Annotated in this window: 16 protein-coding genes; 6 read left to right on the plus strand and 10 right to left on the minus strand. The window is 65.3% G+C overall.

What is annotated here, in order from left to right; genetic code table 11:
* Positions 1-73: 73 nt before the first annotated feature.
* Positions 74-544: a Cys-tRNA(Pro) deacylase gene (gene ybaK / locus U5822_RS05565; protein WP_322854638.1), complete on the plus strand. Its 471-nt coding sequence runs from the start codon at positions 74-76 to the stop codon at positions 542-544.
* A 100-nt stretch (positions 545-644) separates the two neighbouring features.
* On the opposite strand, the gene U5822_RS05570 is transcribed toward ybaK, so the two are convergent.
* The 8 genes from U5822_RS05570 to U5822_RS05605 form a co-directional block, all read right to left on the minus strand.
* Positions 645-2,888, minus strand: a complete 2,244-nt coding sequence (locus U5822_RS05570) for an NADP-dependent isocitrate dehydrogenase (protein ID WP_322854639.1) — start codon at positions 2,886-2,888, stop codon at positions 645-647.
* Positions 2,889-3,397: 509 nt separating this feature from the next.
* Positions 3,398-5,389 (minus strand): acetoacetate--CoA ligase, encoded by a 1,992-nt coding sequence (locus U5822_RS05575; protein WP_322854640.1) that lies wholly within the window; start codon positions 5,387-5,389, stop codon positions 3,398-3,400.
* Positions 5,390-5,405: 16 nt separating this feature from the next.
* Positions 5,406-6,185 (minus strand): 3-hydroxybutyrate dehydrogenase, encoded by a 780-nt coding sequence (locus U5822_RS05580; RefSeq protein ID WP_322854641.1) that lies wholly within the window; start codon positions 6,183-6,185, stop codon positions 5,406-5,408.
* Between the two features lie 12 nt (positions 6,186-6,197).
* Positions 6,198-7,562, minus strand: coding sequence for a TRAP transporter large permease (locus U5822_RS05585; protein ID WP_322854642.1), 1,365 nt, complete (start codon positions 7,560-7,562; stop codon positions 6,198-6,200).
* Positions 7,562-8,200, minus strand: coding sequence for a TRAP transporter small permease subunit (locus U5822_RS05590; RefSeq protein ID WP_322854643.1), 639 nt, complete (start codon positions 8,198-8,200; stop codon positions 7,562-7,564). The genes U5822_RS05585 and U5822_RS05590 overlap by 1 nt, the downstream gene beginning before the upstream one ends.
* Before the next feature lie 117 nt (positions 8,201-8,317).
* Positions 8,318-9,370: a TRAP transporter substrate-binding protein gene (locus tag U5822_RS05595; RefSeq protein WP_322854644.1), complete on the minus strand. Its 1,053-nt coding sequence runs from the start codon at positions 9,368-9,370 to the stop codon at positions 8,318-8,320.
* 327 nt (positions 9,371-9,697) lie between these two features.
* Positions 9,698-11,146, minus strand: coding sequence for a sigma-54 interaction domain-containing protein (locus U5822_RS05600; protein WP_322854645.1), 1,449 nt, complete (start codon positions 11,144-11,146; stop codon positions 9,698-9,700).
* 113 nt (positions 11,147-11,259) lie between these two features.
* Positions 11,260-13,365 carry a 3-hydroxybutyrate oligomer hydrolase family protein gene (locus tag U5822_RS05605; RefSeq protein ID WP_322854646.1) on the minus strand — a complete coding sequence of 702 codons (2,106 nt, stop codon included), beginning with the start codon at positions 13,363-13,365 and terminating at the stop codon, positions 11,260-11,262.
* 318 nt (positions 13,366-13,683) lie between these two features.
* Between U5822_RS05605 and U5822_RS05610 the strand changes: the two genes are divergently transcribed.
* Positions 13,684-14,634: an alpha/beta hydrolase gene (locus U5822_RS05610; RefSeq protein WP_322854647.1), complete on the plus strand. Its 951-nt coding sequence runs from the start codon at positions 13,684-13,686 to the stop codon at positions 14,632-14,634.
* Positions 14,635-14,656: 22 nt separating this feature from the next.
* On the opposite strand, the gene U5822_RS05615 is transcribed toward U5822_RS05610, so the two are convergent.
* Complete coding sequence (locus U5822_RS05615; protein WP_322854648.1) at positions 14,657-15,019, minus strand: DUF6164 family protein; 363 nt, start codon at positions 15,017-15,019, stop codon at positions 14,657-14,659.
* An 86-nt stretch (positions 15,020-15,105) separates the two neighbouring features.
* Between U5822_RS05615 and U5822_RS05620 the strand changes: the two genes are divergently transcribed.
* Genes U5822_RS05620 through U5822_RS05635 form a run of 4 tightly spaced genes read left to right on the plus strand, consistent with a single transcriptional unit; the run spans position 15,106 to position 19,601 of the window.
* Entirely contained in the window at positions 15,106-16,518 is a 1,413-nt protein-coding gene (locus U5822_RS05620) for a DUF2868 domain-containing protein (protein ID WP_322854649.1), read from the plus strand.
* Complete coding sequence (locus U5822_RS05625; RefSeq protein ID WP_322854650.1) at positions 16,515-17,945, plus strand: GTPase/DUF3482 domain-containing protein; 1,431 nt, start codon at positions 16,515-16,517, stop codon at positions 17,943-17,945. Before U5822_RS05620 ends, U5822_RS05625 begins: the two co-directional genes overlap by 4 nt.
* A gap of 50 nt (positions 17,946-17,995) precedes the next feature.
* Complete coding sequence (locus U5822_RS05630) at positions 17,996-18,391, plus strand: ectoine synthase (protein WP_322854651.1); 396 nt, start codon at positions 17,996-17,998, stop codon at positions 18,389-18,391.
* Position 18,392: 1 nt separating this feature from the next.
* On the plus strand, positions 18,393-19,601 hold the full coding sequence (locus U5822_RS05635) for an MFS transporter (protein ID WP_322854652.1): 1,209 nt from the start codon (positions 18,393-18,395) through the stop codon (positions 19,599-19,601).
* A 175-nt stretch (positions 19,602-19,776) separates the two neighbouring features.
* Here U5822_RS05635 and U5822_RS05640 read toward each other — a convergent pair whose 3' ends face one another.
* Positions 19,777-20,952: a type III PLP-dependent enzyme gene (locus U5822_RS05640; RefSeq protein ID WP_322854653.1), complete on the minus strand. Its 1,176-nt coding sequence runs from the start codon at positions 20,950-20,952 to the stop codon at positions 19,777-19,779.
* Positions 20,953-21,031 lie beyond the last annotated feature (79 nt).

Consider the following 21,031-nt stretch of genomic DNA (forward strand, 5'->3'; position numbering starts at 1 on the left):
TTGCCATCGAAACACCGCTGGGACCGGCATACTGTGATAGATTCGAGGCATTAATGACAGCTCAGGAGAGGCCATGACACCCGGAATCGACGCCGCCCGGACCGCCGGTACCGAACACCGGATCCACGAATACGACCACGACCCGAACAGCCAAAGTTATGGCACCGAGGCGGCGGACAAACTGGCGGTGGACCCAGCCCGGGTGTTCAAGACCCTGGTGGTGGCGATCGATGGCAAGGAACTGGTGGTGGGCCTGGTGCCGGTGACCACGCAGCTGAACCTGAAGCGGATCGCCAAGGCGGCCCGGGGCAAGAAGGCCACCATGGCCGAGAAAGCGGCGGTCCAGCGCAGCACCGGCTACGTGCTCGGCGGCGTCAGCCCGCTGGGGCAGAAGCGCCGGCTGCGCAGCTTCATCGACGACTCGGCCCTGGGCTTCGACACCATCTTTGTCAGCGCCGGCCGCCGGGGCCTGGAGATCGAGCTGGCACCGGCGGACCTGGCCGGTCTGGTCGATGGGGAGTTTGCCGAGTTGCGTCAGCCCTGAGCCATGGCCCGGACACAAAAAAACCCGAACCGCCGTGGTCGGCGATCCGGGTTTCTGAGGCCTCGGGGCGGCGTCTGGTCCGCCCCTGTCGGCCCGGGTCTTAGCTGACCGAAGCGCGGGCGTCGGCGAGGATCTTGTTCAGAGTCTCGCTCGGCTGCATCACGCTGCACACCTTCTCCATCGGCGGGTGGTAGTAACCACCGATGTCGGCCGGGTGACCCTGGACCACGGTCATCTCTTCCAGGATCTTGTCCTTGTGTTCTTCCAGCTGCTTGGACAGCTTGGCGAAGAACTCCTTCAGCTCCTTGTCGCTGTCCTGCTTGGACAGCTCTTCCGCCCAGTAACGGGCCAGGTGGAAGTGGGAGCCGCGGTTGTCGAGCTCACCGGTGACCCGGGACGGCGACTGGTTGTTCTCCAGCAGACGCTCGGTGGCCTTGTCCAGGGTCTGACCCAGCAGGCGCGCCCGCTCGTTGCTCTGCTTTTCACCGAGCTCGTCCAGGGATACCGCCGTGGCCAGGAACTCGCCCAGGGAATCCCAGCGCAGGTGGTTTTCCTGAATCAGCTGCTGTACGTGCTTGGGCGCGGAACCGCCGGCACCGGTCTCGTACAGACCACCGCCGTTCAGCAGCGGCACGATGGACAGCATCTTGGCGCTGGTGCCCAGCTCCAGGATCGGGAACAGGTCGGTCAGGTAGTCCCGCAGCACGTTGCCGGTCACGGAGATGGTGTCCAGACCGCGGATCAGGCGCTCCATGGTCCAGCGGATGGCGCGCACCGGCGACATGATGTGGATTTCCAGACCGTCGGTGTCGTGCTCCTTCAGGTAGGTCTCGACCTTCTTGATCAGCTGGGCGTCGTGGGCACGCTCGTCGTCGAGCCAGAACACCGCCGGCATGCCGGTGGCTCGGGCACGGCTCACGGCCAGCTTGACCCAGTCGCGGATCGGCAGGTCTTTGGTCTGGCAGGCACGCCAGATGTCGCCCTGCTCGACGTTGTGTTCGGTCAGCACGGTGCCGTCTTCGGCAATCACCCGCACGATACCGGCTTCCTTGATTTCGAAGGTCTTGTCGTGGGAGCCGTACTCTTCCGCCTTCTGGGCCATCAGGCCGACGTTGGGCACGGTGCCCATGGTGGTCGGATCGAAAGCGCCGTGGGTCTTACAGAAGTTGATGACTTCCTGGTAGATGGTGGCGTAGGTGGACTCCGGCATGACCGCCTTGGTGTCCTTGAGCTTGTTGTCCCGGGCCCACATCTTGCCGGAGTTACGGATCATCGCCGGCATGGAGGCGTCAACGATAACGTCGCTCGGTACGTGCAGGTTGGTGATGCCCTTGACGGAATCGACCATGGCGATTTCCGGACGGTGCTCGTAGCAGGCGTGCAGGTCTTCCTGGATCTGCTCCTGCTTGGACTCCGGCAGCTGCTTGATCTTCTCGACCACGCTGGACAGGCCGTTGTTCGGGTTGACGCCGATCTCGTCGAACAGGTCACCGTACTTCTCGAACAGGTCCTTGTAGAAAACCTTCACCGCGTGACCGAACACGATCGGGTGGGAGATTTTCATCATGGTGGCTTTCACGTGCAGGGAAAACATGACGCCGGTCTTCTCGCAGTCTTCGATGGCATCCTCGAAGAACTTCACCAGCGCTTTCTTGCTCATGAACATGCCGTCCAGCACTTCGCCGTCCTGCAGCGGCAGGTCGGACTTGAGCACGGTCTGCTGGCCCTGCTTGTTCTCGAACACGATGTTGGCGGTGGTGGCCTTGTCGAGAGTGACGGACTGCTCGCTGGAGTAGAAGTCACCGCCGCGCATGTGCGCCACGTGGGTGCGGGAAGCCGGGCTCCACTCACCCATGGAATGGGGGTATTTACGGGCGAAGGCCTTGACCGCGGTCGGGGCGCGACGGTCAGAGTTGCCTTCACGCAGCACCGGGTTGACGGCACTGCCCAGAACCTTGCCGTAGCGGGCACTGATCTCTTTCTCTTCGTCGGTGGCCGGGTGCTCTTTGTACTCCGGTACCTTGAAGCCCTGCTGGTTCAGTTCCTTGATGGCTGCGCGCAGCTGCGGGATGGAGGCAGAAATGTTGGGCAGCTTGATGATGTTGGCGTCCGGGTCTTTGGTGTACTCGCCCAGCTCGGCCAGAGCATCCGGAACCCGCTGATCTTCTTCCAGGTAGTCCGGGAAATTCGCCAGGATACGCGCCGCGAGGGAAATGTCGCTGGTTTCGAATTCAATGCCAGCCGGCTTGGCGTAGGTTTCCAGGATCGGAAGAAGTGACCGGGTGGCGAGGGCAGGAGCCTCGTCGGTCAGGGTATAGACAATCTTGGCTTTGGATGATGTCATTTTCGTCCTCAGGCTAATGGGTGGGTTCAGGACGGTCATGGCGTGGTCAGGCGTCTTGTGAACGCCCGGCCGGAGCAATGACTGATTAGGAACTTTTGATAGACCTACTAAGATACCATTTTTTCGTAAATCCGGGTTACGATCTTAGTATAAGAACGGACTAAAAGTTCGCTAATTCCCGTTACAGGACGATGAAAAACCTCGAATTTACGAAACTTTCGTACATTTGAGGGCTCCAGGTAGCACAAGGGCGAAGCCCCCATTCAGAACCCGCTCAAGCCCCCGCACGCGGGTCCTGCCCGCAATCACAGATTGCGGGCGTTCGGCCGGCGCATGAAGCTCTGCTTCATAACCGCTTGGCCGAACCCCTGTGGCGCTTGGGCCTCGCCATCCCTGGCGAGGCACAGTTCTGAATGGGGGCTTCGCCCTTGCGCGGCTGACCTGGGCAGTGGCGTCCACTCGCGCTTTCAACGCCAGTCAGACCCCACCACTTGATCACCCGGCCTGTCCTAGCCGCCGGGCAGCAGCTTCGCTTGCGCCAACCGGTCGCGGATGTGATCCAGGGCTTCCGGGTTGGCCAGGGCGTCGCGGTTGTCGGCCTTGGTGGAGCCGTTGATCAGGCGGGCGACCGCCAGTTCCACTTTTTTGCCGCTGCGGGTGTAGGGGATGTCGGCCACGTCGACGATGTGCTTGGGCACGTGCCGGGGGCTGGCGCCTTCGCGGATGCGGGTGCGCAGCAGTTTCAGCAGGTCGTCGGTGATGGCCTGGCCCTCCGCCGGCACCACCAGCAGCACCACTTCCACGTCGCCGTCGATCTGCCGACCCACCACCAGGCTGTCTTTCACCTCGGCGATGGTTTCCACCTGCCGGTAGATCTCCGCGGTGCCGATGCGCACGCCGCCCGGGTTCAGGGTGGCATCGGAGCGGCCGTAGATGATGGCGCCACCGTGCTCGGTGAATTCGATGAAATCGCCGTGGGCCCAGACGCCCGGGAAGGTTTCGAAGTAGGCGGCGCGGTAGCGGGCGCCGTCGGCGTCGTCCCAGAAGCTGACCGGCATGGACGGCAGCGGCTGGCGGCACACCAACTCACCCCGGCCACCGGTGACCGGCTGGCCGTCGTCACCGTAGGCCACGGCATCCACGCCCAGGAACCGGCACTGGATCTCGCCCCGGCGTACCGCCAGCAGCGGGGTCGCACCGACGAAGCAGCCGCAGATGTCGGTGCCGCCGGCAATGGAGCCGAGCAGGACGTTCGGGGCACCATCGCTGTAGACCCAGTCGTAGTCTTCCGGCAGCAGCGGTGAGCCGGTGGAGAACAGCACCCGCAGGGCGCCAAGGTCCAGGTCCTTGGCCGGCCGCAGTTCGGCCTTGCGGCAACCGGCCAGGAACCGGGCGCTGGTGCCGAAGTGGCTGACCTTTTCCTCGGCCACGGTCTGCCACAGGGCGTTCAGGCTGGGGTAGCCCGGGGAGCCGTCGACGGTGATCACGGCAGCGCCGGTCATCAGGGCCGAGGCCTGCCAGTTCCACATCATCCAGCCGCAGGTGGTGAAGTACAGGAACCGGTCGTCCGGGCCGACGTCGCCCTGCAGCATCAGTTCCTTGGCGTGATTGACCAGCAGGCCGGCGGTGCCGTGCACGATGCACTTGGGCTTGCCGGTGGTGCCGGAGGAATACAGGATGTAGACCGGATGGTCCGGGTCCTGCGGGGTAAAGCTCGGGGCCTGACCGGCACCGGCGGCCAGAGCCTGGTCCCAGGGGGTTACCAGGTCGCCGTCGATGGGTGCCTGGTCAGGCAGTTGTTGCACACTCACCACCGCCTTGAGCGACGGCAGGCCGGCGATCAGCTCGGCAAACTCCTGCTGACGGGCGAACACCTTGCCACCGTAGCCGTAGCCGTTGACGGCAATCAGTGCCGCCGGCTCGATCTGGCCAAAGCGGTCGAGGATGGCGCCAACCCCGAAATCGGGAGAAGCGGAACTCCAGATCGCGCCCAGGCTGGTGGCGGCGAGCATGCCGACCATGGCCTCATAGCCATTGGTGACGACACCGGCAACCCGGTCGCCACTCTGGATGTTCCTGCTGCGCAGGAAGGCTTCCAGCGCGCCGACATCGGCCTTCAGTTCGGCGTAGCTGCGGCGCAGTACCGGTCGGGTTTCGCAGTAGGCCACCACGGCCTCGCGGTTGGCGTGGTCGCCGTCGGCCAGACGCAGCAGGTTGGCGGCGAAGTTCAGTTTCATGCCCGGGAACCACTCGGCACCCGGCATGGCCCGGCTGCCCAGGATCCGCTCGGCCGGGGTGTCACAGACCAGGCCGCAGTAGTCCCAAACCTTGGCCCAGAAGGTCTCCAGCTCGTCGATCGACCACTGGTGCAGGGCGTAGTAGTCGGCAAAGGGCCCGTGGCCCTGCTCTTCCAGCCAGGCCTTGAACCGGCCCATGCGTGACTTGGTCAGGACGGCTTCCGACGGAGACCAGACTACGGGGGATTGTTCGGTGGTACTCATCTGTCTCTCCTGAATCTCACTGCATGTGCCAGCCATGGCTGACCACGATCGATTGTCCGGTCAGGGCCGCCGAGGGGAAGGCGGCCAGGTGTACGGCCAGCTCGGCCACGTCTTCCAGGGTGGTGAACTCACCATCCACGGTGTTTTTCAGCATGACCTTGCTGATCACTTCTTCCTCGGAGATGCCCAGTTCCTTGGCCTGCTCGGGAATCTGCTTGTCCACCAGCGGGGTCCGTACGAAGCCGGGGCAGATGATGTTGCTGCGCACCCCGTGCTCGGCCCCTTCCTTGGCCACCGCCCGGCACAGTCCCAGCATGCCGTGCTTGGCGGCCACGTAGGGCGCCTTCAGGGGCGAGGCTTCCAGGGAGTGCACCGAGCCCATGTACAACATGGTGCCGCCACCGTTGGCGTACATCTGGTTGAGCGCGGCGCGGGTCACCAGGAAGGCGCCGTCCAGGTGCACGTTCATGACCTTGCGCCAGTCGGCGTAGCCCAGCTTGTGCACCGCATCGATGTGCTGGATACCGGCGTTGGCCAGGGCGATGTCCAGGCCGCCCCACTTATCCACAATCGCGGCCACACCGGCGTCCACGGCCTGTTCGTCAGTCACGTCCATGGCCAGGGCCATGGCGGTGCCGCCGGCCTGCTCGATGGCGTCCACCGCTTCCTGGGCGGCCTCCAGGGTCAGGTCGGCCACGGCCACCCGGGCGCCCTCACGCCCGTAGTGTTCGGCGATGGCCCGGCCGATGCCACGCCCGGCCCCGGTGATCAGGGCAATCCGGTTCTTCAAACGCATGGAAAGCTCTCCTTAATCGTAAGCAATGCTTGGCAGCCAGGTCGCGATTTCCGGTACCAGGAACACAATCGCCAGCGCTACCAGCTGAATGATGATGAACGGCACCACACCGCGATAGATGTCGGTGACCTTGATCTCCGGCGGCGCTACGCCCTTGATGTAGAACAGCGCGAAACCGACCGGCGGCGTCAGGAACGAAGTTTGCAGACACATGGCAAACAGGATGGTGAACCAGACCAGGTCAAAACCCAGCTGCTGCACCACCGGCGCCACCAGCGGCAGGATGATCAGGGTGATCTCCACCCAGTCCAGGAAGAAGCCGAGCAGGAACACCCCGAGCAGGATGGTCAGCACCACGCCGTAGGGGCCGAACGGCAATCCCAGCAGCGCTTCCTCGATGACGGCATCGCCACCCAGGCCCCGCAACACCACGGAGAAGGCGGTGGCACCGAGGAAGATGGCGAAGATGAACGCCGCGGTGCGGGTGGTTTGCTGCATCGACGCGTTCAGCACCTTCAGGTTCAGGCGCCCGGCCATCAGCGCCAGCAACAGCGCGCCCAGGGCACCAACCCCGGAGGCTTCGGTGGGGGTGGCGATGCCGGCGAAGATGGAGCCCAGCACACCGAGGATCAGGGCGGCGGTGGGCAGCACCGCCTTGGCCACTTCCCAGACCACGCCCCAGCTGATCTTCTCGGTGCCTTCCGGCACCGGCGCGATGTTCGGCTGGAACAAAGGACGCAGCATGGCGTAGGCCACGTACATGGCACCAAGCAAGAGGCCCGGCAGGAACGCGCCCATGAACAGGTCGCCCACCGATGCTTCCGGCACCGCCAGGCGATCGGCCATCAGCACCAGCATGATCGACGGCGGAATCAGGATGCCCAGGGTGCCGGTGGCGCAGGCGGTCCCCACGGCGAAGCCCTTGTCGTATTTGTTCTCCATCATCACCGGCAACGACAGCATGCCCAGCAGCACCACCGAGGCACCGATGATGCCGGTGGTGGCGGCCAGCAGCACGCCGATCACGATCACGGTGACGGCAAAGCCGCCGCGCACCGGGCCGAACAGCTTGACCATGCTGTTCATCAGGCGTTCCGCGACGCCGGACTGGTCGAGCATGATACCCATGAAGATGAACATGGGCAGCGCCACCAGGGTCTCGCTTGCAACGATACCCCATATCCGCTCGGGCACCAGGCCCATAGAGGACGGGTAGTCGAACCAAAGGTTGGCGCCAAAGTTCTCCACCGCCAGGACCCCAACCACGGTCCAGATCACGGCCGTACCACCGAGCACCCAGGCCACCGGGAACCCGGTCATCAGCAGGGCTCCGAAGGTCACGAACATGCCGATTACAAATAGCGTTTCGAGCTCCATCAGGACGCATCCTCTTTCTTGTCATTCTTGGCATCGGTCCGGATCGGTCGGGGAAAACCGAACAACAGGGCAGTGACCTTGAACAGGCGGGAAACGGCCGCCAACAGCAGCAGGGCAAAGGAAAGCGCCAGCACCGCCTTGAGCACCCAGCGATGGGACAGCCCCGCGGGCGCCTGGCTGGTTTCACCCAATTCCCAGGAGCGGATGGCGTAAGGCACCATTTCGTACACCGCGAGCCCAAGGAACGGCAAGAGCAGAATCAACAGCCCCAGCAACTCGACCCAACCCTGGGCCTTCAGGGACATGCGCTCGTGCAGGACATCGACCCGGACGTGGTCGTCGACCACCAGGGTGTAGGCCAGGCCTAGCAGCCAGCCGGTACCGGCCAGATGCCACTGGACCTCTTCCAGAAACACCGAGCCCTGGCCGAACACGTAGCGGCCGACCACGGCCCAGATAATCACACCGGTCACTACCACCCAGAGCCAGGAGGCGCTCTTGCCGATGGCGGCAAGGATCGAGTCCAGCCACTGGCTAAGGCGGGTGGTCGGTAACTCGGTGTGATGATGAATCAATTCGTCTGCTTTGCTCACCGACGCACGCGGCTGCTCTGGTGAGTGCGGATCAGACACCGTCATGGGTGGGTACCTCGCTTGGAAGGCAAATACTGCGAAACAAGGATGGCCCCGAAGGGCCATCCACTGGTCGAAAGGCACCGGGCGCAAGCCCGGTGCTTCGGCTAGGCCCAGACGACCTTAGAGATCTGCCGGGAGGTAGGCGCGCTCATCCCAGACCTTGTAGGACTTCATGAACTCCTGCTGGCTCTCGTACACCTTCTTGAAGTCGGCGTCCTTGGAGGCTTCCTCTTCCAGCACCTGCTGGGTCACCTCTTTGAGCTCGAGCAGAACTTCGCGCGGGATCTGGTCGGCGTTCACGCCCTTGTCCTGGAAACCGGCCAGAACGGCACCGTTCTTGTACTCACCTTCGGCCAGACCACGGGTGGTGGCGGCGGTACAGGACGCTTCAACCAGGGCTTTCTGGGCCTTGGTGGCCTTGTTCCACTCGTCCTTGTTGATCAGCATGTACTGAGCGGTGAACTGCTGGTGCCAGCCTGGGAACAGGTTGTACTTGACCACCTGGTCGAAGCCCAGGATCTGGTCGATGGCCGGCATGGAGAATTCGGTGGCATCGATGGTGCCTTTTTCCAGGGCCTGGTACAGCTCGCCACCCGGCATCATGGTGACGGACGCGCCCAGCTTCTCCAGCACCTTGCCACCCAGACCGGCAAAACGGATCTTCATGCCTTTGTAATCGTCCAGGGACTCGATCTTGTTGGAGTACCAGCCCGCGGTTTCCGGCCCGATGATGCCGCACAGCTGCGCGTGCACCTTGAAGCCCTTGTTGGCGTAGGTTTCCTGCAGCAGATCATGACCGCCGCCGTAGTAATACCAGCCGATGTAGGCCCAGGGCTTCATGCCGAAAGGCACGGCGGCAAACAGGGGTACCGCGGGCACCTTGCCCTGGTCGTAACCGATCCAGGTGTAACCGGCGGATACTTTGCCATCAGAAACGGATTGCAGGATGTCGAACGGCGGAACCAGCTTGCCCGGCTCATAAACCCGGACCTGAATGCTGCCGTCGGATGCGGTGGTGAGGTTGTCGGCCACCCAGGCGGCGGGGGAACCCAGGCCGGGAAGGTTGGTGGCGAACGCAACGGGCATTTTCCAGCGCAGATCGTCGGCGACGGCAGAACCCGTCGTCAGGGCAATCGCACCGGCGATACCGGTGATGGCCTTCAAGAGTTTCATTAGCGAGTCTCCTAGCATTGTTGTTGTAGCCGGCCTGCCGGTCGCAATCCCGGTCAGGCCTAGTCTGAGTATAGTCAGACATCGCAGGAAACAGACGGACATGGGTCATTTGGGTCCAACGATTGGCGTCAGTCTTGTTTTCTGCGTTGTTCTGACGTCCTGCCACCGCGCACGTGCAGACACTGTGCCAAGGATGCTTTTCTATTAATTTTCAGCTAGTTATGAATTTGACGGCAGATCAAAAAGAGGCCGAATGTCCGGAAATCCGGACGGGTTTAGACATCAGTCGTAGGGGTTTGTACGGACACCAGGACAGGTGTCCGGAAATCAGGACAGTTTGGCCAACTTCTCGTACAGCACCGACCGGGAGATGCCCAGCAGCTTGGCCGCCCGGGTCCGGTTGCCCCGGCTGGCCACCAGCGCATCCTCGATGGCCTGGGCTTCGGCGTCGGCCAGGACCCGGGCCAGAGGCCGGACCGGCTGGGGCGTGAGCGAGCTGACCGGGCGCTTGCCGTTGCGGGGCAGGACCTTGAACACCGCGTCGGCGTCCAGCAGGCCGCCGTCCTCCCCCATGGTCAGGGCCCGCTCCAGCACGTTGCGCAGCTCCCGGATGTTGCCGGGCCAATCGTAGCTGCCCAGGGCCGCCACCCCGGCATCGGTAATCTCCCCGCGCAGGTCCAGGCCGTCACAGATTTCCTCCAGCAGGGCCTCGCACAGCACGCCCAGGTCCGCCAGCCGGTCGCGCAGGGGCGGGATCGGAATTTCCAGCACGTTCAGGCGGTAGTACAGATCGGAGCGGAAGCTGCCGTCGGCAATCATCTCCTCGAGGTTGCGGCTGGTGGCGGCGATGACCCGGACGTCCACCTGCTCCACCTTGTTCGAACCCAGCGGCTCGATTTCCCCTTCCTGCAGGGCCCGCAGCAGCTTGGCCTGCAGCGGCAGGGGCATGTCGCCGACCTCGTCCAGGAACAGGGTGCCGCCGTTGGCGAGCTGGAACTTGCCGTCCCGGGTCCGGCGGTCGGCCCCGGTGTAGGCCCCCGGGGCGACGCCGAAGAACTCCGCCTCCAGCAGGTTGTCCGGAATGGCCGCCACGTTGACCCCGACAAAGGGCTTGTCGGCCCGGGACGACACCGTGTGGATGGCCTGGGCCAGGACCTCCTTGCCGGTGCCGGTTTCGCCCAGCAGCAGCACCGGCATGTCGCGGCCGGCGGCCAGTCGGGCCCGGCGCTTGACCTCCAGGGCCGCGGGACTGGCGCCGACAAAATCCCCGAGGCTGTAGCGGGTACCCCGGGCCTTCTTGGCCAGGGCCTTGCGTGCCGCGGCCAGGTCCTGGTGCAGCCGGCGGTACTTGGCCACCAGCGGGGTCAGCGGCTGCAGGTCGTCGTAGAGCACGAACGCCACCGCGCCGACAATGCCGCCGCGCTCATCGTAGTAGGGCAACCGGGTCACCACCAGCTGCTGACGATTGTGTTCCATGATGTCCAGCAACAGGGGTTTGCCGGACTCCACCACCTCCGGCATCCGGGTGTGGGGAATCACCTGGCGGACCGGCTTGCCGACCACCTGGGCCGGGTCACCCAGACCCAGCAGGTGCGAATAGCTGCTGTTGATCCAGGTGATGCGACTGTCACGATCCACCGCGATGGCGCCGGCGCTGGCCTCTTCGAACATCGGGAACAGGGCCTCGATCAGGTCCCGGGTCAGCCCGTTCTTGTTCTTCTCGGTAAACAGCTGTGTCATGTACCGCGCACCACCATCGGCTTGGATATCGTTCATGCCTCAAAACTCCAGCATCCGGTCGCCCGGATGCAGTTTCGGAAGTATATGGGCCCCCATGGGCGGGGGCAAACGCAGCCGCCCGGACCGGGATCGGGGCGGCGGGGCCCCGGTCAGTCCGGGATCCGGAGCTGGCGGTCGACGAACTCAATGCGGTCGGCCGCCGCGGGCTGCGCCTGGATGGGCGTCAGGTTGTCGGCGGACAGGGGCACGGCGATGCTGCCCCGGGGCAGGGTCCGGACCACCTGGCTCGGCGGCAGCGGCTGCTGTTCGGTCAACCGCGCCCACACCAGGTCCAGGGCCTGGAAGAAGTAGTGGTGCAGGGGCAGGTACCGGTCCGCCAGGCCCGGGAAGCCGTTCAACACATCCAGGTGATGGGCGTTGAGGATCTCGTAGTAGCGCAGGTTCGAGTCCGCACCTTCCACCAGGGCGTTCAGGGCGACGTAGGGGCGCGAGGTGTGGTTGATCGGCAGGATGGCGTCCGCCCGACCGGTGACAAAGACCGTGGGCTTGCCCCGCAGATTGCCTGAGGCCCGGATCTGGTCGATACCCCGGGCAATGGCCCGGGCCTGGGCCGCGGACTCACCCCGGAGCCTCGCCCCGGTCACCGCATCCCGGCCCTCGGCCAGGCTTCGCAGGCAGAGCAGGGCGTCCAGGCCGAAGTCGGCCTGGCTGGAGCTGGGCGAGACACTGGCGGCCAGGTTGGTGGGCTGGCCCTCGGCCCCGTCGTACACCAGATTGACCCCGGCGGTTGGCGGAATGCCGTTGCTGGCCGAGAACAGCGCGGCCTCGGCGGCGCCACTGATCGGGGTGACCGCGCCCGCGGCATCGGTGGCGGCCAGGCTGAGCTGGCACAGCCGGTCCTCGACCCCGGCCCGGGCGTAGGCGTTGCTGTAGGTCATGGCGATGCCCTGGGCCACGGACAGGCCAAAATGCACCGGCGCCAGCAGGTTTTGCTCGGGCTGGATCGCGAAGTCCTGGTTCAGGATGCGCAGGGCGTCGGTGGCCCGGTCATCCAGCGTCGCACCCGACACCAGTCCCTTGTTGGCCAGGGAATGACAAATGGCCTCGCCCACCGCCGGCGGATTGAACACGGCATTGAGCGGGGCCAGGTCGCGGATGGCCGGGGCCTGGTTGGCGCAGCCCTGGTAGATTGCCAGCGCGGTGCTGTAGTCGAGCAGGCTGCGACTGTGCCCGGTGATCACCGGGCCATCACCCTGGCGAATGGAAAACGCCGGGCCGACCCGCGGGTTCACATTGGGCTCGGACACCGCCACCCCGTCGATCAGGCCCCAGCGATCCAGTTCGGCGGCCCGCACCGAGGCACCGCCACCGTTGGACACGCTCGAGGCGATCACCAGGGTGTTGGCCGGCCACAGGGTTTTCAGGGTCTTGCCATTGCGCAGTTCGTGGCCGAAGCGCTGGTTCAGCACGTAGAAGCCGAAACGGATCGAATTCAGTACATGGCGCCCCCACTGGGCTTCCGGGTTGGCCTTGGAATGGGCGTGCTTGAACGCCAGCCGGTCCGGCCATTGGGCGTTGAAATCGGCCCGCGCCGGCTCCGACAGATCGGCCCGAAACTGCACCGGCTCCTGCTGATCGGTCAGGGTACCGTCCAGACGCTGGGCCGCGTCGGTCTCCAGATTGTGAGAGCCGGTCCCGGTGCCCTTGTCGGTGTAGACCACGGCGCAGCCTTTCTTCAGCCCCCACTCACCGGCGGTGCCGATGGCACCGTAGAGGCCGCGGGAGCCGGATGACGGCGCGGTGACCATGCAGGCGGTGTGGGGATCGAAGCTGTTCGGCACCTGCACCATCACGGTCACCGGAACCCGGGACCCAGGCACCCGCATGAAGGCCCGGTATTCGTCGCCGGCGATCAGGCCCTCGCCGCCGGCTCCGACAGCGGGCCCGAAGAACTCGCCGTAGCCGCCACCGGGTACCGTATCCACCAGGGCCCGGTAATTGTTGTAGATGGCCAGCCGGCGCAGTTCGGCCGGCATTGGCGCGAGGGCGTCGTCAAATGCCGGCGCCGGTCCGGCCAGCCCGGACGCGCCCAGGCCCGCGGTGAGCAGGTCGTCGGTGACGCCGTCGTAACGGCTGTGGTCGATCTCGCCCTGGATAAATCCGGGTAGGGTGTTGAACGGGCCAAAACCGGCGGCCCAGGCGGTTGGCGTGCAGGCGGCAGCACCGATCACGATGCCCATCATGATGCGTTTCATAGTCGTTCCCTGTTTGTTGTTGTTGAGGCAACGGCCATGCGCATCTTGTGCCAACCGAGCAACCGGTTGTTTTAATTCATTTATTTTATGAACCGCCGGTGGATTCGACGATCTTATCCGGAATTCCGGACAGCGGCTCGAGCCGCGGCACCGGCCCAGGCCAGGCCACCACGCCCCGGCCACGATCGTCCTGGATTCCGGACACCGTCTGCCAAACCGGACATCCCGGCCTTGGACGGGGGCTGGGACCCACCGGCATCCGCTTGGACTGCCGGATCGTATTACCGCTATCAGCCACAGGGACTCGGGAGCCAACCAGTGCCACGAACAGGATCACCACGGGGACGGAAGTGGGTCGCCAGCCTGCTTGGCAGCCTGGCGCTGCTGGCCGGCTGCGCCAGTCACCAGGACGAGCCGGGCACCGACATCGCCGTCCCCGACACCGACTTCCGGGTGGAACACAGCCTGCCCTTTTCCCCCGACGACTGGCCCCAGACCCTGTATGGCGACCTGTACCTGCCGGATACCCCGGGCGCCCGCCCGGTCGTGCTAATGGTGCATGGCGGCGGCTGGGAGCGCCGGTCCCGGGCGGACATGACCTGGATCGCCGAAACCCTGGCCGGTCATGGTTTCGCCGTGTTCAACATCGACTACCGCTTTGCCCCCGACTACACCTTCCCGGCCCAGTTGCATGACCTGCAGGTGGCCCGGGCCTGGATCAATCGGCACGCCGGGCACTACCGCCTGGATCCGGATTCGGTCAGTGGTTTCGGGTTCTTGTCCGGGGCACACCTGGTGGCCCTGCTGGCCCTGGTGGCCAGTTCCGACAGCCCGCTCAACGCTCCCCACGGCGGCCCGGACACCCAGCTCAAGGCGGCGGTGGTCGGCGGCCTGCCCTCGGATCTGGCCGCGTTCGGCTCCGGCAAGCTGCTGCGCCAGTTCCTGGGCGGCCGGCTACAGGCGATTCCAGACACCTATCGCCAAGCCTCACCAATCACCCACATCGGCGCCGGGGCGCCGCCCTTCTTCCTGTTTCACGGCGCCATAGACACCCTGGTGCCGTTCAGCCAGGCCGAGAAATTCCGCGACGCCCTGGACGCCCATCGCATCGACAACGAGCTGTTCAAGATGCACCTGCGCGGGCACGTCACCAGCTTTCTGACCGCCGGCGACGCGGTCGACGCCGCCATCCGGTTTCTGGCCCGGCAGGAACGGCGTCCACCGGAAGATGGTCAGGAATCGGCGCAAGGCCGCAAGACCAACATCTGAGAGCTCACTGACAGCTGAGGGCTCAGCCCAGGCGGACAAAGGGCAGCAGGCTCAGGCCGGCGATCACCACGATGGCCAGCACCGCCGCCAGGGTCCGCACCGGCCGCCGGCGCAGCATGGACCAGACCCCACCGGTCTCGCCCGCGGCCAGACTGGCCTCGTACGCCTGACGCTGGGTCTGGGCCCGTTGCCGCTGGTAGTCGTCGAGCAGGCGCCGGGCCCGGGCCGCCTCGTCCTCGTCGTGCACCCAGAAACCGCCCATGCTGATGCCCCAACGGCTTGGCGGGGTCTCGTAGTAACGGACCTCGTGGGCCTCGAACAGGGCCCGGATCTCGTCGGCCTCGTCGTCGGGGACATGGCGCAGGTTCATCAGGTGGTGGGGCATGGCGGCTCGTTAATTGGTATCCGTCGTGACAATGCCTATATCCTAACATCAATGGAGCACCCTCAAATTCACCAACGGGATACTGCATGAGCCACAGCCCCCTGCGCCTGCTGCTGGAGTTTGATGCCCGCAGCCAGCGGGACCGTGACCAACCGCCGGCGTTTCTGCACCGGCGCGACCGGAAATTCGCCCTGACCTGCGAACAGCAGGGCCGCACGCCCGGTGTCGCGCTGTGGCTCGAGCACATGGCGTACCTGAATGGACCGGGCACCGCCCCGGGCGAGGCCCGCCGAACCCTGCAACTCTGGCGCCGGATCAATCTCGGCTTTGCCGCCCTGGGCGCCCTGCTGGGCGTGCTGACCATGCTCAGCCTGCTGTTTTTCGAGGGCGGCCAGCGCATCAACCTGTCCCTGATCATCGCCTTTGTCGGCTTGCACCTGCTGCTGGCCCTGGCCACCAGCGTCCAGGCCCTGATTGGCTGGCAGCCCTGGCGCTGGCTGGTGCGCCGGCTCACCCCCAGGGCCGAGCGCGGGGTGACCCGACGACTGCGCCCGCTGCTGATGGCCCGGGCCGCCCACCTCGGCGCCAGCGCTTTCGCCCTCACCGGTCTGGTCACCCTGCTGCTTCTGGTGGTGGTGCAGGACCTGGCCTTCGGCTGGAGCACCACGCTGACCACCGGCGCCAGCACCTATCACCAGTTGCTGCTGGCGCTGGCGACGCCCTGGGCCTGGCTCTGGCCGGCCGCGGTGCCGGACCTGGCGCTGGTGGAAGCAACCCGCTTCTTCCGCACCGGAACCGGCCGCGGCGACCTGGCGCCGGAACTCTGGGGCCAGTGGTGGCCGTTCGTCACCATGCTCTGGACCACCTGGGTGCTGGTGCCCCGGCTGCTGCTGACCCTGCTGACCCAATGGCTGCTGCGGTACCAGGCCGGGCGACTGCTGGCCAGCCATCCGGGGTGGCACGCGCTGCTGTACCGGATGGAAACCCCGACCCTGGACACCGGCAGCGAACACAACGACGCCGACGACCTGCCGGACACCGCCACCCAGGCCGCCGTGGCGCCCCTGCCGGACACCGACCTGCTGCTGTGCTGGGCCGGCGCCGGCGAGCCGGAGTTGCCTGGCGGCCTGACCGGCACGGGCCAACGGATCTTTCGCGCCGGCGGCCGCGCCAGCCTGGCCGACGACCGCGCGGTGCTGACCGAAGTGGCCGAGCAACTGGCACAAACGCCGCAGCCGGCGGTGCTGGTGATCACCCGGAGCTGGGAACCGCCGACCGGTGAGTTGCTGGATTTTCTGGCCGAAGCCTGCCAGCGCTGGCCGGAGAGCGTCACCATCGCCCTGGTGCCCCTGAGCCTGGATGGCCAGAGCGAACTGGAGCCCCACCAACTGCGCCAATGGCTGCGGTTTGCCGAGCGCCTGAACAGCGACCGGGTCCGCGTCAGCGCGCTGCCGCTGGCCTGGCGCGACCCCTACGCCGCCTCCGGAGTCGGGCCATGACCGATGCCCCGATGTTTGCCGTGGTCGGCCATCCCAACAAGGGCAAGTCCAGTGTCGTGGCCACCCTGTCCCAGAACGACGCCATCGCCATCGCGCTGGAGCCAGGCACCACCCGCCAGCGTCAGGCCTACCCCCTGAGCGTGGACGGCCAGACCCTGTACACCCTGGTCGACACCCCCGGGTTCCAACGGCCGCGGCGGGTGCTGGAATGGCTCCAGGCCCACAGCCTGAGCGCCTCCGATCACCCCGAAACCGTGCGGGCCTTCGTCACCCAGCACCGGGACGATGGCCGCTTTACCGACGAATGCGAACTGCTGACCCCGCTGATTGAGGGCGCCGGCATCATTTACGTGGTGGACGGTTCGGTGCCCTACAGCGCCGAACACGAAGCCGAGATGACCATCCTGCGCTGGACCGGCCGGCCCAGCCTGGCACTGATCAACAGCATCGGCCCCGACGACTACAGCGACACCTGGCAGGCGGCGCTCGGCCAGTTCTTCCAAGTCGTCCGCAAGTTCGACGCCGTTCGCGCCCCGTTCGAGCAACATCTCAGCCTTTTGCGTGCCTTTGGCCAGCTGGAACCGGACTGGGAGCAGCCCCTGAGCCAGGCCACCGAGCACCTGGCGAACCAGCGCCAGAAACGCCAGGGCCAATCCGCCAGCCTGATCGCCGATGCCCTGGCCGACATGATGGCGTACCGGGAGAAACGCACCCTAACCCTCGACCAGGTCGCCGCTACCAGCGACACCGACCTGGCCGAACAGCTGCGCCAGCGCTGGTACCAGCACCAGCGGCGGCGGGAACAGGCGCTGCGGATCAACATCGAGCACCTGTACCAACACCAGCGCATCCGACGCCAGGAAGCGGAGCTGGAATGGCACAACGAGCACGACCTGTTCTCCGAAGACAGCCGGCAAACCTGGGCCGTGAGCAGGGGCTACCTGGCGACCGCGGGCTTCGGTGCCGGTGCCGTAGGCGGTGCCGGCCTGGACGCCCTGACCCTGGGCCACTCCCTGGGCGCCGGTGCCCTGGTCGGCGGCCTGATTGGCGCCGCCGGCAGTTACCTGTACGGCGACCAGCTGATGCTGCCGGCCCTGAACATCGGTGCCCTGAAAAACGGCCTCAAGACCGCCACCTTCGGTCCTGTACAGGACAGTCAGTTCGGCTATGTTGTATTGGGAAGGGCGGTGGATCACTGGTGGCACATCAGCCAGCGCAACCACGCCGGCCGGGACCTGCTGGACCTGGAGCCGGCGGACCACCACTGGCTGGAGCGCCTCGACCGGCGCAGCCGACAGGCCATCCAGCAGGCCTTCGACCGGTGCCGGAAACGGCGCCCGCTGGATGACCGGCTGCGGCAGAAATTCATCGCCGCCATCGAACAGGGAATGGCCGCGTACGACGACTGGCGGTTGAACCGGACCTGAAAGGGATGTTTATACTGTTCGGCTATTCCATCACAAAATGAGGAATGCTAATGAAAATTGTACGAGTGCAAGACATCATCGGTACCGAACGCGAAGTCACCGGGCCGGGCTGGACCAGCCGCCGCATGCTGCTGAAAAAAGACGGCATGGGCTTCTCCTTCCACGAGACCATCATTCCCGCCGGTGCCGAGCTGAATCTCTGGTACAAGCACCACCTGGAAGCGGTGTACTGCGTGGCCGGCAACGGCAAGATCCTGGACAAGGCCACCGGTGAAACCCACGAGATCACCGACGGCACCCTGTACGCACTCGACAAGCACGATCAGCACACCCTCTACGGCGGCACCGAAGACATGCGCCTGATCTGTGCCTTCAACCCGCCGGTCACCGGCCGGGAAGTCCACGACGAGGACGGCGCCTACCTGCCCGACACCGGCGACAACTAAGTTGCCGGTGGCTGGACCCCAGGCCACCCCCGCACCGCCACCGCCAGCCTCGCTGCTGCCGGTGGCGGTGCTGCTTTGGTTGGCCGGAGTCTACCTGCGGATTCCGGTGTTGGTGGCGCCACCCCTGGCGCCCTTCATTGGCGACGAACTGGCTTTATCCCAGGCCCTCACCGGCGCCCTGACCACCCTGCCCATCCTGATGCTGGCCGTCGGCTCCATGCCCGGCTCCCTGGCCATCGCCCGCATCGGCCCGCGCAACACCCTGGCCCTGGCCATGATCATCATGGTCATTGGCTCCGCCGGCCGCGGCCTGGTACCCGACACCCTCAGCCTGATGATCGCCAGCGCGGTCATGGGCATCGGCGTCTCGATGATGCAGCCGGCCCTTCCGGCCCTGCTGCCCAGATGGCTCGAACCCCACCACTTGGCCCTGGGCACGGCGATCTACATGAACGGCATGCTGATGGGCGAATTCATCGGCGCCGGCATCACCCTGCCGGTCCTCATGCCGCTGCTCGACGACAGTTGGCGCGCCACCCTGCTGGCCTGGTCTCTGCCGGCGCTCCTAGTGGCCGCCGCCCTGTTTCTGCCCAAACGAGACCGGGCCAGACCGGTGCGCAAAGTCGCCTGGCTGCCGGACTGGCACAACCCGCTCACCCTGAGGCTGGGCTTGCTGCTGGGCCTGTCCGGCTCCCTGTTCTTTGGCCTCAACGCCTACATGGCCAACCTGCTGCAGCAACAGGGCCAGTTCCACCGCCTGGCCGACGCCCTGTTCTGGTACAACCTGGCCCAGGTGGCCGCGTCCCTGGTCATGCTGAAAATGGCCCGGCGCTGGATCGGCCGCACCGGCGTCATCGCCACCCTGGCCAGCCTCAGCATCCTCGGGGCCATTGGCGCCATCGTCTTCACCGGCTGGTGGTCCATCGTCAGCGCCACCGCCATGAGCCTGGTCGCCGGCATGCTGCTGATCTCGCTGGTGGCCATTCCACCCCTGGTGGTCAACGCCGCCGAAACCGGCCGCCTGTCCGCCGGCACCTTCCTGGTCGGCTACACCGTCGCCTTCCTCGTGCCCATGGTGGGCGGCCTGCTCGCCGACTGGACCGGCGACGCCCGGCACGCCCTGCTGACCATGATCGCCTACGCCATCCTGGTCCTGCCCCTGGCCTTCACCCTGAACCTGGAACGAAAAAAGGGCCAACCCGAAAGTTGACCCTTCCAAAAGTAATCCCCCACCCAAGCCAGCAAGCCGTGGGGTGGGGGTGTCTTTCCGCCGGGAAAAAAATGTCTGAGCGCAGCGAGTTATTTTTCCCAGAGGAAAGACACCCCCGCCCCGCGGCCCCCTCGGTGTTCTGCGAAGGCCCCACACAATCCCGGCAACTACCGCGTCAGATGTAGTAATCCTTCAGCGGAGGAAAGCCATTAAATTCCACCGCACTGTAAGTGGTGGTGTAAGCCCCCGTCGACAACCAGTACATCCGGTCCCCGATCGCCAGATTCAGCGGCAGCGGGTACTTGTGGTGCTCGTACATGATGTCGGCACTGTCGCAAGTCGGCCCGGCAATCACACAGTCCTCGCCCTCACCGGCCTTGTCGGTCCAGATCGGAAACTTGATCGCCTCGTCCAGAGTCTCAATCAGACCCGAAAACTTGCCCACGTCCGTAAACACCCAGCGGTGCAGGGCAGTGCGGGATTTCCGGGAAATCAGCACCACCTCGCTGACCAGCACACCGGCGTTGGAAATCAGCGACCGGCCCGGCTCGATGATGATCTCCGGCAGCTCGGCACCAAAGTCCTCGTGCAGGAAGCGGGCAATCTCCTCCGCGTACACCTTCAACTCGTTGGTGCGGGTGATGTAGTTGGCCGGAAAACCACCGCCCATGTTGATCATCTTCAGCTCGATACCGTCCTCGTCCTTCAGACGCTCGAAAATCACCTTCACCTTGTTCAGGGCCGCGTCCCAGGCGCCGATTTCCCGCTGCTGGGAACCGACGTGGAAAGACACGCCGTAGGGCACCAGGCCCAGGTCCCGGGCCAGGATCAGCAGATCCATGGCCATATCGGTCTGACAACCGAACTTGCGCGACAGCGGCCAGTCCGCGGTCAGGGTGCCCTCGGTCAGGATGCGCACGTACACCTTCGAGCCCGGGGCCGCCTTGGCGATGTTGCGCAGGTCCGCCTCCGAGTCGGTGGCGAACAGGCGCACACCCTTCTCGTAGAAGGTACGGATGTCACGGGCCTTCTTGATGGTGTTGCCGTAGCTGATGCGATCACCAGACACACCCAGGGCCAGCACCTTCTCCAACTCGTACACCGACGCGATATCGAAACTGGCACCCTTGTCCCGCAGCATGGTCAGAATCGGCTGGGCCGGATTGGCTTTCACCGCGTAATAGACCTTGGCGTAGGGGAAACCTTCCACCAGCTCGTCGTACTGACGGTCGATGGTGGCGGTGTCAATCACCACAAACGGCGTTTCCTTGCCGTCGGCGAAAGTTTTGATGCGATTGAACGTCTCAGCGTCGTAGTAATCGGCGATGTTGGCGTTGGCTGACTCGGTCATGGATAGTGTTTCCCTCCACTGGGCACACAGGCATAAAAAAAGGGCACCACAGCCTGGCTGCAGTCCCCCGGAATTGGCG

This window comes from Marinobacter qingdaonensis (assembly GCF_034555935.1).
GTDB lineage: Bacteria > Pseudomonadota > Gammaproteobacteria > Pseudomonadales > Oleiphilaceae > Marinobacter > Marinobacter qingdaonensis.

Bases quoted from the DNA above. Each gene is read 5' to 3' on its own strand.
- ybaK (WP_322854638.1), top strand. From the start codon at position 74: ATGACACCCGGAATCGACGCCGCCCGGACCGCCGGTACCGAACACCGG.
- U5822_RS05570 (WP_322854639.1), bottom strand. From the start codon at position 2,888: ATGACATCATCCAAAGCCAAGATTGTCTATACCCTGACCGACGAGGCT.
- U5822_RS05575 (WP_322854640.1), bottom strand. From the start codon at position 5,389: ATGAGTACCACCGAACAATCCCCCGTAGTCTGGTCTCCGTCGGAAGCC.
- U5822_RS05580 (WP_322854641.1), bottom strand. From the start codon at position 6,185: ATGCGTTTGAAGAACCGGATTGCCCTGATCACCGGGGCCGGGCGTGGC.
- U5822_RS05585 (WP_322854642.1), bottom strand. From the start codon at position 7,562: ATGGAGCTCGAAACGCTATTTGTAATCGGCATGTTCGTGACCTTCGGA.
- U5822_RS05590 (WP_322854643.1), bottom strand. From the start codon at position 8,200: ATGACGGTGTCTGATCCGCACTCACCAGAGCAGCCGCGTGCGTCGGTG.
- U5822_RS05595 (WP_322854644.1), bottom strand. From the start codon at position 9,370: ATGAAACTCTTGAAGGCCATCACCGGTATCGCCGGTGCGATTGCCCTG.
- U5822_RS05600 (WP_322854645.1), bottom strand. From the start codon at position 11,146: ATGAACGATATCCAAGCCGATGGTGGTGCGCGGTACATGACACAGCTG.
- U5822_RS05605 (WP_322854646.1), bottom strand. From the start codon at position 13,365: ATGAAACGCATCATGATGGGCATCGTGATCGGTGCTGCCGCCTGCACG.
- U5822_RS05615 (WP_322854648.1), bottom strand. From the start codon at position 15,019: ATGCCCCACCACCTGATGAACCTGCGCCATGTCCCCGACGACGAGGCC.
- U5822_RS05620 (WP_322854649.1), top strand. From the start codon at position 15,106: ATGAGCCACAGCCCCCTGCGCCTGCTGCTGGAGTTTGATGCCCGCAGC.
- U5822_RS05625 (WP_322854650.1), top strand. From the start codon at position 16,515: ATGACCGATGCCCCGATGTTTGCCGTGGTCGGCCATCCCAACAAGGGC.
- U5822_RS05630 (WP_322854651.1), top strand. From the start codon at position 17,996: ATGAAAATTGTACGAGTGCAAGACATCATCGGTACCGAACGCGAAGTC.
- U5822_RS05640 (WP_322854653.1), bottom strand. From the start codon at position 20,952: ATGACCGAGTCAGCCAACGCCAACATCGCCGATTACTACGACGCTGAG.